Below are 13,803 nucleotides of genomic sequence, written 5' to 3' on the forward strand. Positions count from 1 at the left end.
ATGCAGTTTGATTCTTTTTCTGATTTTATAGCCATGGGCGGTTATGGCTTTTATGTATGGTTATCTTTTGGTGCATGTGCGCTTATTTTATTAGGTATTTTATTGAGCTCTTTAAATGATACCAAGCGTATTCTCTCATCTGTAAAGCAGCAAGCAGACCGAGAACAACGTATTAAGCAGGCCAAACAGGAGCTACAATAATGAACCCTAGACGTAAAAAACGCCTGCTAGCCATTACCTCTATAGTGTTTGGGCTTGGCGCTGTTATTGGATTAGTATTGTACGCATTACAAGAAAATATCAATTTGTTTTATACACCAAGTGAATTGGTTGAAGGCAAAGGTCCTAACCTTGAAAAGCCTTTTATTGGGCAAAAATTGCGAATTGGCGGCATGGTTGTGCCTGGCTCTGTTGTGCGTGACGAAAGCAGTTTAGAAGTGAGCTTTAAACTTACTGACACGGGTCCTTTAGTAACGATTCGTTATCAAGGTATTTTGCCGGATTTATTTCGTGAAGGGCAAGGTATTGTTGCACAAGGCGTGCTGATTGAGCCTGATGTAATTGAAGCATTCGAGGTTTTAGCTAAGCATGATGAAGAATACATGCCGGCGGAAGTTGCCGAAGCTGTGAAAGGGATTAAGCACGAGAAACCTAAATATAACTTAGATAGTGGCAATTAATATGATCCCTGAAATTGGTTATTTTTCATTAACACTAGCGATGGTGCTGAGTGTTTTACTGTGTATTTTTCCTCTTTGGGGTGCGCATACAGGTAATTTACGTTTAATGCGCGCGGCCCCTTCATTAGCTGTAGGGCAGTTTGTATTTGTCTTGATTTCGTTTGCAGCGCTTATTTATGCAAGTTTAACAGATGATTTTACAGTTGCTTATGTCGCGTATCATTCCAGTAGTACGTTACCTTGGTATTACAAAATAACCTCTACGTGGGGTGGGCATGAAGGTGCAATCTTGCTGTGGTTAGTGATGCAAGCAGGCTGGACTGCTGTTGTTGCTATGCGCTCGCAATCGTTACCTTGGATACTCCGTGCGCGGGTACTCGGTGTGCTTGGCTTTTTAGGTGTGGGCTTTATGTTATACACACTTCTGATGTCGAGTCCGTTTGAGCTTTTATTACCTTACTACCCAGTCGAGGGGCGAGATTTAAATCCATTACTACAAGATCCCGGTATGATAATCCATCCTCCTTTATTATATATGGGGTATGTGGGTTTATCTGTATCATTTTCGTTTGCTATTGCAGCTTTACTTACCGGGAAACTTGATAATACATGGGCAAAGTGGTCACGTCCTTGGACAATGACGGCTTGGGGATTTTTAACTCTAGGTATCACTATTGGTAGTTGGTGGGCCTATGCCGAGCTGGGTTGGGGTGGATGGTGGTTCTGGGATCCGGTTGAAAATGCATCCCTGATGCCTTGGTTGGTTGCCACCGCTTTGCTCCATTCACTGTCAGTAACTGAAAAGCGCGGTGTTTTCAAGTCATGGACAGTTTTATTGGCGATTGCAGCATTCTCATTAAGTCTGCTTGGTACCTTTATTGTTCGTTCGGGGATTATTGTATCAGTGCATGCGTTTGCAACCGACCCTGACCGCGGTTTATTTATTCTTGCTTTCCTAGCGATAGTGGTCGGTGGTGGTTTGACTCTTTACGCATTAAGAGTCTCACAGGTCAAAAGTGAAGGCCGTTATAAACTTGTTTCGCGTGAAGTGGCACTTTGGTTAAACAACATATTTTTAGTCGTTGCCACGCTAATTGTTTTATTGGGGACATTATTACCTATGGTCCACAAAGAAATGGGGCTAGGCAGTATTTCAATAGGTGAACCGTTCTTTAATAAAATGTTTGCGATTTTATTAGTGCCATTTGCAATTTTAATGGGGATCGGGCCATTACTTCGTTGGAAACAAAATAAATGGGCATTTTTACAGAATAAACTCCTACTTTGCGCGCTAGCAAGTATCGCGGTTACGTCTGCTTGGTTGTTTTTGGGTTACGACGTTGTAGCACCATTAACCTTGCTTGCAACCACTTTAGCTGTGTGGATTGTGTTCACAACGGTTCTTGATATTGTTGATAAAACACGGGTCCATGGTAGTTTACTAAATGGCTTAAAACGTTTAAGTGTTAGCTATTGGGCAATGGTATTGGGGCATGTCGGTATTGCTTTTGTGATTGCTGGTGTGACATTAACATCGGCATACTCGGTTGAGCGTGATGTATCAATGAAGCCATTAGATGTTGTTTCGCTCAATCAATACGATTATCGTTTTGAAGGTGTTAAAGATATTCGCGGTCCAAATTACAGTGGCCATGCAGGTGTTGTAACAGTGCTTAAAGAAGGTGACAAAGTCGCTAGGTTGTATGCTGAAAAACGCCAATATGATATTGGAATGCAATTTATGACTGAGGCGGCAATTGACGCCGGCTTTACTCGTGATTTATACCTTGCATTAGGTGAGCAGCTTAGTAATGGGGGGTGGTCATTGCGCATTTACCATAAGCCACATGTCCGTTGGATGTGGTTAGGTGGTATTTTAATTTCATTGGCTGGGTTTATGATTTTAGGCGATAAACGCTATCGTAGTAATAAAAAGCGTGAGCAAAAAAGTCAACCGGAGGTAGCATGAACCGTAAATTCTTAGCGTTGCTACCGCTCCTGGCATTTATTTTAATCTGTGTATTTCTATACCAAGGGTTATTTGCTAATCCTAGAGAGTTACAAACTGGCCGAATTGGTCAGCAAATGCCTAGCTTTAATTTACCTGATTTGATGCAAGATGATAAACGTTGGCAGCAAACAGATCTTGAAGGCGAAGTGTATTTACTCAATGTTTGGGGCACATGGTGCCCGACTTGTTTAGCTGAATTAGGTTATTTAACTGAGCTTCGTGAACAAGGGGTAAAAATTGTTGGTCTTTATTATGTACAAAGCTACGATTCTGACTTTGATGGTCCATTTGATATGGCTTCATTGCGCGATGAAGTGAGCACGATGCTAAATAGAGCGGGTAATCCGTATCAGTTTAATATACTCGATTTAGAGCGAACATTAGCACTTGATTTGGGCGTCTCAGGGGCCCCTGAAACTTTTTTAGTCGATAGTAATGGCACTATTTTGTTACACCATACTGGCGATATTAATCCACGAGTTTGGCGTGCGAAGTTTGCACCTATTATGCAGGAGTTAACGCCATGAAGTATTTATTCATTGGTTTAGTATTACTTTTCAGCTTTGCGGTAACTGCAGAGCAGGATAGATATGTATTTGCAAATGATGAACAAGCCCAGCGTTTTGGAGAGCTCACAAAAGAGCTACGTTGTCCAAAGTGTCAAAACCAAAATATCGCAGATTCAGATGCTGTTGTTGCTAAGGACTTACGCGACAAGGTTTTAGTGTTGGTAAAAGAGGGCAATACTAAAGATGAAATTATTGAGTATATGATTGATCGTTATGGCTATTTTGTTCACTACGATCCGCCAGTCACACCTGCAACGTTAGTGCTGTGGGTTTTACCTGTATTAATCGTAATTATAGGTTTTGGTTTTATTGTTATTCGACAGCGCAAAGCCGCCATAAAACAGACGTGGAATGAACAAGATGAAGATTTATTGGCAAAATTAATTGCGCAAAATCAACGTCAGGAGCAGAAATAAATGATTTTAATGTGGGCTTCTTTTGCATTACTCACTTTAGTAGCAGTTGTATTTGTGGCTTTGCCTTTTTTGACCAAAGAACGTGTTAAAAGTGTAACTCATAATGCAAATTCTGAATTAATAGGAATTTATCATCAACGTCTAGATGAACTGGCGCTTGATTTGCAGGAACAACGCATTGAACAGCAAGGCTATGATGAATCGGTGGTTGAGCTGAAGCGTCGTTTACTTAATGAAATATCACCTGAAAAGTCTTTATTTAGCCGTGGCAACAATGTGATACTAGCATTGACAGGCAGTGCATTTTTAATTGTTTTAACGGTCATTTTTTACACCGCTACAGGCTCGCAAAAACAGCTACAAGACTGGTATACCGCGATGGATAAACTGCCTGAATATGGTGAGCGCGCAGTGATGCAAAAAGGTGAGCCGTTGACACAAAATGAGCTACAAGCTTTTGCATTGGGTTTACGAACACAGCTCGCTCAAAGTGGTGATGATCAAGTTGCATGGATGTTACTTGGGCGGGTTGCCATGTCATTAAATGAGTACGATATGGCGCAGCAATCATTTGATAAAGTATTACGAATTAATCCTGATAACTTAGGTGTAATGGTCAGTTATAGCCAGCTACTTTTAATGCAGGGCACTGATACTAATATGACACGAGCAGCAAGCATGTTGTCGCGTGTTTTAAAAGATGAACCAACAAACGTTGATGCTATCTCGTTACTCGCCCTGATTGCGTATGAGCGTCAAGACTGGACTCAAGCTAAAGCTGCTTTTGAAGTGCTTCTCAGTACAATGGATAGCCAAGATAGCCGTTATGCCATCATCGCTCAGCGAATTAGTGATATAACGCAAAAAATGGAGGAGCAAAGTAGTCAAATTAACTCAACAGCTTCTTCAGAAAGTTTAGTTAATTCAACAGCAACAGAGCAAGGGATCACGGTAGAAGTAGATTTGGACCCTGTTTTGGTTGAAAAGCTACCTCAAGGGGGCACTTTATTTGTCTTTGCCAAGGCAGTCAATGGCCCACCAATGCCATTGGCGGTTGTAAAGCTGACCGATTATAGGTTTCCTCTTACGGTGCAATTGAGTGATCAAAACGCTATGGTTGATGGTTTAACCCTTTCCAGTACGCAAGAAATCATAATCACAGCGCGTATTTCCAATGATGCTTCAGTGATGCCTTCAAGTGGTGAACTTGAAGGGCGTTCGCCCATTTTAGAACACGCTAAAATATCGCAGTATGCCTTACTAATAAATGAGTTACTCCCTTAAAAGGATCCAAGATGTTAAGACAGAGTTTACTAATAATTGGGTTACTTGTTCTCGCTGGATGCGCGCAAGTACCTGAAGGAAAAATAGATGAGCGAGATCCACTTCAATCTTTTAATCGCCCCGTTTATGATTTTAACATGGATGTGTTAGATGCTTATATTTTACGTCCTGCAGCGGTTGGCTACGTTGCTATTACACCAGCGCCAGTTCGCCGCAGTGTGGTCAACTTTACAGACAATATAACTGCACCAACAGATGTAATAAATGCGACATTTCAAGGCAAGCCAGGTAATGCGGGTGTTAGTATTGCACGCTTTTTAGTTAATTCAACTGTGGGAGTCTTAGGTTTATTTGATGTCGCGACTTCATTAGGGCTTAATATTGTTGATGAAGATTTTGGCCAAACGCTTGGCGTATGGGGAATAGGTGACGGTGCTTATTTAATGTTGCCTGGAATGGGACCTTCAACAACACGTAACTTAGCTGGCGATATTGTTGATAATTTTGTTTTACCTGAAATAACACTAACAACACCACAAACGGTATTAGTTTTTGCTCTTAAAGCGGTTGAAGCAAGGGCTTCGCTTATCCCACAAGAGAGCTTGCTTAATGAGTCGCTAGATCCATACATTTTTATGAAAGATATTTATTTTCAGCGTCAATTATATGAATTACATGATGGTAATCCACCGATTGAAAAAGAACCTGAAAATTTCGATGAAGATTTTTTAGAAAGTCTTTAAAATAAAAAAGTGCTAGTAAAGTACCTAGCACTTTTTATTTATAAATTATAAAGCAATGCGTTTATTCATCACCTAATACTTTCATTTGGCTATTAGCCCAAGTGAGAGCCTCGTGATAGGAATCTGGCACTACATCAGCACCTAAAGACAATTCATCAATTATTGAATTGGCACCTTCCCAGTTAGCTTGTTCATATAATTTAACTAACCGTAAGTATTGTGCGAGTGTGCCTTTATCTTCAATAAGTGCATCTTTTATATCATTTGAAAGGGGGAGTTTTTTCATAACACTTTCCATGCTTTCATCTAATATAGCATCCATCAATGACATCATCCCTGTAAGGAAAGCCATCCCAGTATCTTTAATCTTATGATGCTCAATTGCAAGTAACTCAGTGAAACGCGCACGAGTGAGCGATAAGCGTATTAGTTCGGCTGGCTTATCTGCAGCCACTTGGGCTGCAAACAACAAAGATAAGAATTTTTTGATTTCTTGTACGCCAAGAACAATAAGCGCTTGTTTGATCGTGCTTATTTCAGCACGTCGTTTAAATGCTGCCGAATTAGTGTAGCGTAGTAACTTATATGAAAGAGTGACATCACGCTCGAAAACATCCGTTATTTTCTTTAAATTTATGTCCATTGAAGATGTTTCATAAAGTAATTCAGCCAGTGCCATTTGTGAAGGCGGCAGTGATTTACTTTGTACCATTTCTGGTTTTGAGAAGAAAAACCCTTGAAAGTAGGTAAACCCGAGGTCTAACGCAAGCTGGTATTTTTCATAAGTTTCAACCTTCTCTGCAAGAAGCTTAATTTGCGGGAAAGGTTTAATTTCTTCAATTATTTGATTAATTGTTTCTAGTTTACAGCTTAAAAAGTCGATTTTGATAATATCAATGTACGGATAAAAATGGCGCCATACTGGCTGATGAATATAGTCATCTAAAGCGAGTGTGTAGCCTTTTTCTTTGAGATCTTTGACTATTGCTAATAAGCGCTTACCAGGCTGTATTGTTTCAAGTATCTCAACAACAATTTGATCTTTGCCTAAAAGAGTAGGATAACCTTTTTGTAGGGTATCCAAAGTGAAATTAATGTACGCAGGTTTGTCGTCCGTTAAATCCTCTAAACCAAAATTGAATTGGCTGCCTTCAATCAGTCTTGAAGTTGCTTCATCACCATCGATGTTTGGAAAAACATTATCAACACCATCACGAAATAGCAACTCGTAACCGATGAGTGCTTTATCACGATCTAAAATTGGTTGACGCGCAGCATAAAAGTACATAAACAACAAATCCGATTTAGTTAAATAATAACATGGGCAATATAAGACAAATAATTAGAAATTACATTAACAATATTTTAAAACCTAATACTAAAGTGTTTATTTTTTAAAAATATATTTATTTAAGCCTAAGGTAAATAATAGTTTATTGCCATTTATCTGAACAAAAACTGCCTATTTTATTAAAATGGCTTTGCCATCAGCTATTTATTCTGAACCGGCTTGAGGTGGAGTTATTTACCCTAGCCATGATATAGTCGTGTTTTAAATTGGCTTTTAGACCAATAATGTCTTTTCATATATCTACTCTTTAGCCATTATTAGGATTAAAAACCAGACAAAAACGTCATATACGGAGGCAAATTTGGAAACAGGAATGATTATTTCTTTAGCTGCATACTTTATTGTTATGCTCGGGATTGGCCTATATGCATATAAGCAGTCTACCAGTGATGTATCAGGGTACATGTTAGGAGGGCGCAGTTTGTCACCTTCTGTAGCTGCATTATCAGCGGGAGCATCCGATATGAGTGGCTGGATTTTAATGGGGCTTCCCGGTGCCATGTTTGTAACTGGATTCAGCAGTACATGGATTGCTATTGGTTTAGTTCTAGGGGCATGGTTAAATTACTTTTTAGTGGCTCCACGACTACGTGTTTATACAGAAAAAGCAAACGACTCTATCACTATCCCAGATTACTTTTCTAACCGTTTTACAGATAAATCAAACTTATTGCGCGTTGTATCAGCGGTTGTAATTATTGTGTTTTTTACACTTTATACTTCTTCAGGGGTAGTCGCTGGGGGTAAGTTGTTTGAAAGCTCATTCGGTTTATCTTACGAAATGGGATTATATGTCACGACGGGTGTTGTTGTTGTTTATACATTATTTGGTGGTTTTTTGGCGGTAAGCTTAACTGACTTTGTACAAGGTTGTATTATGTTTGTTGCATTGATTCTTGTGCCTAGTGTTGCCTATTCATTGCTTGAGCAACCCTTAGCGTCAACCTTGAACAGTGTAAATCCTGATATGCTAAATTGGATAGGGGCGGGCTCCGCTCTTGGCATTATCTCAGCTATGGCATGGGGTCTAGGATATTTTGGGCAACCGCATATTATCGTTCGTTTTATGTCAGTTCGTAGTGTTAAGGATATGCCAACAGCGCGTCGTATCGGTATGAGTTGGATGATTATTGCCGCAATAGGTGCTGTGGGCACGGGGTTATTTGGGGCCGCATACACTTATGAAAATAATATTGTTGTTGATGATCCTGAAACAATTTTCTTAATTCTATCTGAATTGTTATTCCACCCATTGATTGCTGGGTTTTTACTTGCTGCTATTTTAGCTGCAATAATGAGTACTATTTCTTCACAGTTACTCGTAAGCTCCAGTTCATTAACGGAAGACTTTTACAAAACGTTCTTACGTAAAGAAGCATCCGATCTGGAGCTCGTCACTGTAGGACGAATTAGTGTTGCGCTAGTTGCTATATGTGCAATCTACCTTGCTTATGACCGCGACAGTTCGATCCTCGATCTAGTGAGTAATGCGTGGGCTGGGTTTGGCGCTGCATTTGGTCCACTTGTATTGTTTAGTCTTTATTGGAAGCGAATGAACTTTGCAGGGGCACTTGCGGGAATGCTTGTAGGGGCTACTACTGTATTAGTATGGATATATGCACCCATCACGATAGATGGTGAAGCATTAAGTAGTGTGATTTATGAAATTGTTCCAGGGTTTATATTATCCAGTATTGCAATAGTACTGGTAAGTCTATTAACACCAGCACCAAACGATGAAATTACAACACTCTTTGATGAAGTTGAACAATCATTGTAACGCATTAAAATGAAACACTAAAAAAGGAGCTTATAGCTCCTTTTTTAGTGTTTATGTACTGGACCTTTATGCCGTACTTTTGATATCAGTGACTTTCTCTGAATCTTTTTTAGATTTGGTGACTGGTTTGGTTGACGTGTCTTTTGCGCCTTTAAGCACATTAATAAAGTCATCTTTGCTCTTTGCTATTTCCAGTGCGAGCGATTCAATTTGCTGTTCACTGAGTGGTACGTCTACCTTTTCTAGCATTACTTCTAGAGACTCAGCAATGTCGAGCATTTTGTCATAAGCATCAGCTTCTTTTTTAGTAGTAAACGTCATACGCTCAACTCCGCTTCTTTCTACAACATATTTAACAACAACAGCCATGATATCTCCTGCTAACGTGCTTTTGTGTAATGTTACACACTGAATTAGGTTACTGTTTTTATATACAGTAATTGTTTATGTGTACTTTTGCAAGTTAACATTTTTATTTTTTTATTATAGGTACATTTGACAAATTCATGACAGTTTACTTTATTTAATAAGTCGCACTTTTGTAGTGTCTAGTTTAGTTTGATTAGTTAAAAGGACGGTAACATTATTTCACTATTAATTGAGTCCAAGTATGGACATCACGGAGGAAAAACATGAAGTTTTTAAGTTTAATAGTTACTTTACTTGGCTTAGCCATCGTTAGCCCAAGTTATGCAGTTGATAATAAGTCAGCAATGGCTAGCAGTATGAACAAAGCTGAAGTAATTAATATAAATAAAGCCAATATTGATCAATTGATTACCTTACCCGGTATTGGGAAATCTAAAGCTCAGGCAATTGTTGACTTCAGAGACAAGCAAGGAGCATTTAAGTCAGTAGCAGAGTTGGCTCAAGTTAAAGGGATTGGCGATAAACTATTGGCAAAATTAGAAGGGAAGGTTGTACTGTGAGCAAAACTGCGAGTTTCATATCCTTCCTTTAAATGAAACTCCAGCTGAAGGCGAGTTAAACCTCGCCTTTTAAATTACGATGATGTTTAAGGGCTTCAGGCAAAAATGGTTTTGAAAAGGCAATTTCAACAGGCGTCGTTAAAAGGGGGTAACTAATTCCCGCAATGAGGAGTCCAAGCAGCATTAACCAGCCCTCTATGTATATTAGAGAAGCAAACACGGGTGATAAAAGTAATAACTTTACGATACGTAAATTGATTTTTTGTATTGGTGAAATCATCGATAAAGCAATCGCTATAACTTGCTGGCGTTCACGTACTTTGAGGTGGCTTAACTGTGCTACCTGACTTGAAAAAATCGTAATCATTATAAACTCTTTTTAACCAATAAACGTGACAATGCTACACCAATAAACACGACACTGAATGCAGCAAAAATAACTTCCATCCACGCGGGCATACTCAAACCTAAAAATTGCCAATCAATGTTTCCGCAATCCCCAGTGGCTGCAAAAAAGTGGGGGATCCACTCATGCAGTGGTAATGGAAAATTTGGTTCAAATGCACATGTAAAAGCAAATGGGTCTGTTGTTGTTTGCATATCAATATGCTCTCGGGCTAGCAGTAAACCCCATATACAGGATACGCCCCAAATCACTATAGCGCTCACACGGAACACCATATTGTGTGGATTAATAGTGCCAATTATGCCCGCAATTAATAGACCTAACATTGCTGTGCGCTGGTAAATACACATTATGCAAGGCTCTAAACCCATTTGATATTGAAAAAATAAAGCGGTCACTTCAAATGTGAATGCTATTAATGCTAATAAACCCCAAGAGGTGCGTTTTTGCGCTAAATTTGCTAACCAATTCATTGTGTTTCCAATTAAAATCTTTATCGCAGATTATGACCTAGTATTCAATCAAGGTGCAAGTATAAACCTGACGGGAGTAATTAAATAACCTCTGCTCTGGATGATAAACACACGAAACAATAAGCTTCCAGCCTGAGGTCTTTAGCGATAGCGAGACGGGTTTCCGGAGCGGACGTTTTTCCATTGCAAATCAATTCAACGCCGTTAGCGTTGCTAACAACTGCCGCCGTGTCGATAGGTAATGTTTAGGTAAATATCACTTTGTTTAATAAAGTGCAGATGCCCCAGTCTGTAGTGTGGTTAAACTCACTACGCTTTCTGTGCAGAGAAAAGCCTGCTGAGTACCTTTATTCTGTAAGGGTCGAAGTGACGTTTCAGCTGAACCATTGCAGATAGCAAGTGCGTTCGTTTTTGTTTAAGCATATAAATTTCATTTAACTCATATTACCCCCAATTTTGGGATCGTGGAGTTTATATTTTTTATCAGTACGGTTACATCTACAATTTAAAAAAAGAGCGCAGAGGAATTACTTTACTTGTTAGTTTTTAACCATCTGGTACAATCAGTCAGTTAATCTTGAAAGTGATGTAATGTGATAACTCGAGTGGGAATTGAATGAGAATTTTTAAAGCAAAAAGTCCAGCTGGCTTTGCAGAAGAGTACATTGTTGAATCAATCTGGAATGGGGATTTCCCACCTGGTTCGATACTTCCTGCTGAACGCGAATTATCAGAATTAATCGGCGTAACGCGTACGACCTTACGTGAAGTGCTTCAACGCCTAGCCCGTGACGGTTGGCTGACAATACAGCACGGTAAACCTACTCGGGTTAATAACTTTTGGGAAACCTCTGGTTTAAATATCCTTGAAACTCTTGCTCGTCTTGATGAAGACAAAATGCCAGAGCTTACAGATCAACTGCTTTCTGCACGTACTAATATCAGTGCAATCTATACGCGTGCTGCAATCAAACTAGCGCCAGAACGTGTAATTGAAATTCTTTCACAAAGCGATGAACTTGAAGACAGTGCTCAAGCGTTTGCTGATTACGATTATAAAGTCCATCATGAATTAGCGGTTGCGGGTAATAACCGTATTTATGTGCTCATTCTCAATGGCTTTAGAGGTTTTTATTCAAAAATAGGCTGTCATTACTTTTCAGATCCCGGTACTCGCGAGTTAGCTCGTCAGTTTTATAAAGACTTAACTGTGTTAGCTGAAAATCGCGAACACGATGGTGCTATTTCTATGATGCGTAAATATGGTCATCAAACAGGTGAGATTTGGCAAAAAATTCGTGGTGATATGCCCGAAGACATAATGGACTAACTATATTCAAGATTAAGAAAACCTGCTTTTGCAGGTTTTTTTTGTTTCCGCGTACTCAATATTTTTACGTTCCATAAATCCGATTAGTTACATCGAAAAATACGATTATCTATTTAGCCTTATTATCTCTACAATATTCCAATAATTATGCGTGTGAGCTATTGGTATTTTGTTTTTAGGTACCATTATATAGCTAGCATTGCGTAAGCAATTAGAAATAAACTCAAATATTTGGAGAATAAAATGGGTGTATTAGTAGGCCGCCAGGCACCAGACTTTACCGCTGCAGCAGTACTAGGTAACGGCGAGATCGTAGATAGCTACAATCTTCACGAAACAATCAAAGGTAAAAAAGCAGTTATCTTCTTTTACCCACTCGATTTCACTTTCGTATGTCCTTCTGAACTAATTGCTTTTGACAAGCGTTATGAAGAGTTCCAAAAGCGTGGCGTAGAAGTAATTGGTGTTTCAATCGATTCACAATTCTCGCACAACGCATGGCGTAAAACTGCTGTTGCAGACGGCGGCATCGGTGAAGTTAAATATGCACTTGTTGCTGATGTAAAACATGAAATTTGTAAAGCGTATGATGTTGAGCATCCAGAAGCTGGCGTTGCATTTCGTGGTTCATTCTTAATTGACGAAGAAGGTAATGTACGTCACCAAGTAGTTAACGATTTACCACTTGGTCGTAACATCGACGAAATGTTACGTATGGTTGACGCACTAGCATTCCACAGCGAGCACGGTGAAGTTTGTCCTGCTGGTTGGACTGAAGGTAAAAAAGGTATGGATGCAAGCCCTGCAGGCGTAGCTAAATTCCTTTCTGAAAACGAAGGCGACCTATAATTTACGCCCAGTTCACAGAATAAAAAAACCCGCCATTCGGCGGGTTTTTTTATGATAACAATTTAAAAAGCAAAAGACACTTTAGTATATAAATAGCGACCACGAGGGTTATGCACTCCAGATGCATAGCCATATAAATCACTGTCACCATCACCAATTGCAAAAGGTGGCTCTTCATCAAATAAATTATTGATGCCAAATGACACTTTCGTTGACTCAGTAATACGATAGGCTGTTTGTAAATCGACTAATACTTGAGAGTCGATAGTTCTTGATGTGTTGTTATCAAGGTTGTGTTCAAAATTATGAGATAGCACCAGCATGCTTAGAAGCAGGCGTAATATAGCCAAATAGACTACTGTCATAAATTTCAGGCTCATAAAAAACGCCTAACTAGTGTTAGGCGTTTTTAGATTTAAACTTTATGCTTCATTAAACGTTCTTTTTCACGAGACCAGTCTTTGTTCTTACCATCCTCGCGTTTATCATGCATTTTCTTACCTTTGCCAAGGTGAAACTCAAGTTTAACCCAGCACTTTTTCCAGTACATCGCTGTGGCAATAAGTGAGTAGCCGTCTCGCTCGGTTGCCCCAACTAAGCGGTCTAGCTCTCGTCTACTTAGGAGAAGCTTTCGATAACGAAGAGGATCACAAATAACGTGGGTGGAAGCACTATTTAAAGGCTGTATTTGACTGCCCAGCAAAAAAGCTTCGCCATTTTTTAGGTGAATGTAAGTCTCTGAGATATTTACTTTGCCTGCTCGGATACTTTTAACTTCCCAGCCCTGCAGTTCAACACCTGCTTCAAACTTGTCGTGTAAAAAATACTCATGTCGTGCTTTTTTATTTAGCGCGATGGTATTGCTTGTCGATTTAGATGATTTTTTCTTAGCCATAGTGGCCCATATTATACGTAAAGCTATGCTTTTTACATCGATTTTTTATATTTACCTATAAAACTTGATGTAAATAAAGCGCCAGTA

General features: G+C 39.4%; 16 protein-coding genes and 1 pseudogene. 11 read left to right on the forward strand and 6 right to left on the reverse strand.

The genetic code is table 11. The features are described 5' to 3' along the window. The 7 genes from ccmD to ATS75_RS07370 are packed head-to-tail and all read left to right on the forward strand — an operon-like array spanning window position 1 to window position 5,703. Window positions 1–201 (forward strand): heme exporter protein CcmD, encoded by a 201-nt coding sequence (ccmD, locus tag ATS75_RS07340; RefSeq protein ID WP_058559795.1) that lies wholly within the window; start codon window positions 1–3, stop codon window positions 199–201. Further along, on the forward strand, window positions 201–680 hold the full coding sequence (gene ccmE, locus ATS75_RS07345; protein ID WP_058559796.1) for a cytochrome c maturation protein CcmE: 480 nt from the start codon (window positions 201–203) through the stop codon (window positions 678–680). Before ccmD ends, ccmE begins: the two co-directional genes overlap by 1 nt. Window position 681: 1 nt before the next feature. Beyond that, a complete protein-coding gene (locus ATS75_RS07350) occupies window positions 682–2,649 on the forward strand; it encodes a heme lyase CcmF/NrfE family subunit (RefSeq protein WP_058559797.1) in 1,968 nt (655 codons plus the stop codon). After that, entirely contained in the window at window positions 2,646–3,218 is a 573-nt protein-coding gene (locus ATS75_RS07355; RefSeq protein ID WP_058559798.1) for a redoxin family protein, read from the forward strand. The genes ATS75_RS07350 and ATS75_RS07355 overlap by 4 nt, the downstream gene beginning before the upstream one ends. Then, on the forward strand, window positions 3,215–3,676 hold the full coding sequence (locus tag ATS75_RS07360) for a cytochrome c-type biogenesis protein CcmH (RefSeq protein ID WP_058559799.1): 462 nt from the start codon (window positions 3,215–3,217) through the stop codon (window positions 3,674–3,676). The genes ATS75_RS07355 and ATS75_RS07360 overlap by 4 nt, the downstream gene beginning before the upstream one ends. Continuing rightward, on the forward strand, window positions 3,677–4,960 hold the full coding sequence (ccmI, locus tag ATS75_RS07365) for a c-type cytochrome biogenesis protein CcmI (protein WP_058559800.1): 1,284 nt from the start codon (window positions 3,677–3,679) through the stop codon (window positions 4,958–4,960). 11 nt (window positions 4,961–4,971) lie between these two features. Further along, on the forward strand, window positions 4,972–5,703 hold the full coding sequence (locus ATS75_RS07370) for a VacJ family lipoprotein (protein ID WP_058559801.1): 732 nt from the start codon (window positions 4,972–4,974) through the stop codon (window positions 5,701–5,703). Window positions 5,704–5,764: 61 nt separating this feature from the next. Here the strand turns inward: ATS75_RS07370 and ATS75_RS07375 are convergent, their stop codons facing one another. After that, window positions 5,765–6,991, reverse strand: a complete 1,227-nt coding sequence (locus ATS75_RS07375) for an EAL and HDOD domain-containing protein (RefSeq protein ID WP_058559802.1) — start codon at window positions 6,989–6,991, stop codon at window positions 5,765–5,767. Window positions 6,992–7,355: 364 nt separating this feature from the next. On the opposite strand from ATS75_RS07375, the gene putP reads away from it, so the two are divergent. After that, window positions 7,356–8,834, forward strand: a complete 1,479-nt coding sequence (putP, locus tag ATS75_RS07380) for a sodium/proline symporter PutP (RefSeq protein ID WP_058559803.1) — start codon at window positions 7,356–7,358, stop codon at window positions 8,832–8,834. A 66-nt stretch (window positions 8,835–8,900) separates the two neighbouring features. On the opposite strand, the gene ATS75_RS07385 is transcribed toward putP, so the two are convergent. Continuing rightward, window positions 8,901–9,203 (reverse strand): YebG family protein, encoded by a 303-nt coding sequence (locus ATS75_RS07385; protein WP_058559804.1) that lies wholly within the window; start codon window positions 9,201–9,203, stop codon window positions 8,901–8,903. A gap of 263 nt (window positions 9,204–9,466) precedes the next feature. Here ATS75_RS07385 and ATS75_RS07390 point away from each other — a divergent pair, with 263 nt between their 5' ends. After that, a complete protein-coding gene (locus ATS75_RS07390; protein ID WP_058559805.1) occupies window positions 9,467–9,763 on the forward strand; it encodes a ComEA family DNA-binding protein in 297 nt (98 codons plus the stop codon). Window positions 9,764–9,818: 55 nt separating this feature from the next. On the opposite strand, the gene ATS75_RS07395 is transcribed toward ATS75_RS07390, so the two are convergent. Together ATS75_RS07395 and dsbB are read right to left on the reverse strand one after the other, a co-directional pair. Then, complete coding sequence (locus tag ATS75_RS07395) at window positions 9,819–10,130, reverse strand: hypothetical protein (protein ID WP_058559806.1); 312 nt, start codon at window positions 10,128–10,130, stop codon at window positions 9,819–9,821. Then, window positions 10,130–10,642: a disulfide bond formation protein DsbB gene (gene dsbB / locus ATS75_RS07400; RefSeq protein WP_058559807.1), complete on the reverse strand. Its 513-nt coding sequence runs from the start codon at window positions 10,640–10,642 to the stop codon at window positions 10,130–10,132. Before dsbB ends, ATS75_RS07395 begins: the two co-directional genes overlap by 1 nt. A 616-nt stretch (window positions 10,643–11,258) precedes the next feature. Here dsbB and fadR point away from each other — a divergent pair. Both fadR and ATS75_RS07410 read left to right on the forward strand, forming a co-directional pair. Beyond that, complete coding sequence (gene fadR / locus ATS75_RS07405) at window positions 11,259–11,972, forward strand: fatty acid metabolism transcriptional regulator FadR (protein WP_058559808.1); 714 nt, start codon at window positions 11,259–11,261, stop codon at window positions 11,970–11,972. A 243-nt stretch (window positions 11,973–12,215) separates the two neighbouring features. Further along, window positions 12,216–12,821: a peroxiredoxin gene (locus ATS75_RS07410; RefSeq protein WP_058559809.1), complete on the forward strand. Its 606-nt coding sequence runs from the start codon at window positions 12,216–12,218 to the stop codon at window positions 12,819–12,821. A gap of 62 nt (window positions 12,822–12,883) precedes the next feature. Here ATS75_RS07410 and ATS75_RS07415 read toward each other — a convergent pair. Continuing rightward, window positions 12,884–13,126: pseudogene (locus ATS75_RS07415) on the reverse strand (TonB-dependent receptor); the annotation flags it as partial. Between the two features lie 110 nt (window positions 13,127–13,236). Continuing rightward, the gene (smpB, locus tag ATS75_RS07420; RefSeq protein ID WP_058559811.1) at window positions 13,237–13,716 is read right to left on the reverse strand and encodes an SsrA-binding protein SmpB; all 480 of its coding nucleotides are present in this window, start codon (window positions 13,714–13,716) and stop codon (window positions 13,237–13,239) included. Window positions 13,717–13,803: the final 87 nt, after the last annotated feature.

It is taken from the genome of Pseudoalteromonas sp. H105, assembly GCF_001469215.1.
Classification (GTDB): domain Bacteria; phylum Pseudomonadota; class Gammaproteobacteria; order Enterobacterales; family Alteromonadaceae; genus Pseudoalteromonas.

Excerpts from the sequence above, each read along its gene's own strand:
- ccmD (WP_058559795.1), top strand. The coding sequence starts at position 1 with ATGCAGTTTGATTCTTTTTCTGATTTTATAGCCATGGGCGGTTATGGC.
- ccmE (WP_058559796.1), top strand. The coding sequence starts at position 201 with ATGAACCCTAGACGTAAAAAACGCCTGCTAGCCATTACCTCTATAGTG.
- ATS75_RS07350 (WP_058559797.1), top strand. The coding sequence starts at position 682 with ATGATCCCTGAAATTGGTTATTTTTCATTAACACTAGCGATGGTGCTG.
- ATS75_RS07355 (WP_058559798.1), top strand. The coding sequence starts at position 2,646 with ATGAACCGTAAATTCTTAGCGTTGCTACCGCTCCTGGCATTTATTTTA.
- ATS75_RS07360 (WP_058559799.1), top strand. The coding sequence starts at position 3,215 with ATGAAGTATTTATTCATTGGTTTAGTATTACTTTTCAGCTTTGCGGTA.
- ccmI (WP_058559800.1), top strand. The coding sequence starts at position 3,677 with ATGATTTTAATGTGGGCTTCTTTTGCATTACTCACTTTAGTAGCAGTT.
- ATS75_RS07370 (WP_058559801.1), top strand. The coding sequence starts at position 4,972 with ATGTTAAGACAGAGTTTACTAATAATTGGGTTACTTGTTCTCGCTGGA.
- ATS75_RS07375 (WP_058559802.1), bottom strand. The coding sequence starts at position 6,991 with ATGTACTTTTATGCTGCGCGTCAACCAATTTTAGATCGTGATAAAGCA.
- ATS75_RS07385 (WP_058559804.1), bottom strand. The coding sequence starts at position 9,203 with ATGGCTGTTGTTGTTAAATATGTTGTAGAAAGAAGCGGAGTTGAGCGT.
- ATS75_RS07390 (WP_058559805.1), top strand. The coding sequence starts at position 9,467 with ATGAAGTTTTTAAGTTTAATAGTTACTTTACTTGGCTTAGCCATCGTT.
- ATS75_RS07395 (WP_058559806.1), bottom strand. The coding sequence starts at position 10,130 with ATGATTACGATTTTTTCAAGTCAGGTAGCACAGTTAAGCCACCTCAAA.
- dsbB (WP_058559807.1), bottom strand. The coding sequence starts at position 10,642 with ATGAATTGGTTAGCAAATTTAGCGCAAAAACGCACCTCTTGGGGTTTA.
- fadR (WP_058559808.1), top strand. The coding sequence starts at position 11,259 with ATGAGAATTTTTAAAGCAAAAAGTCCAGCTGGCTTTGCAGAAGAGTAC.
- ATS75_RS07410 (WP_058559809.1), top strand. The coding sequence starts at position 12,216 with ATGGGTGTATTAGTAGGCCGCCAGGCACCAGACTTTACCGCTGCAGCA.
- smpB (WP_058559811.1), bottom strand. The coding sequence starts at position 13,716 with ATGGCTAAGAAAAAATCATCTAAATCGACAAGCAATACCATCGCGCTA.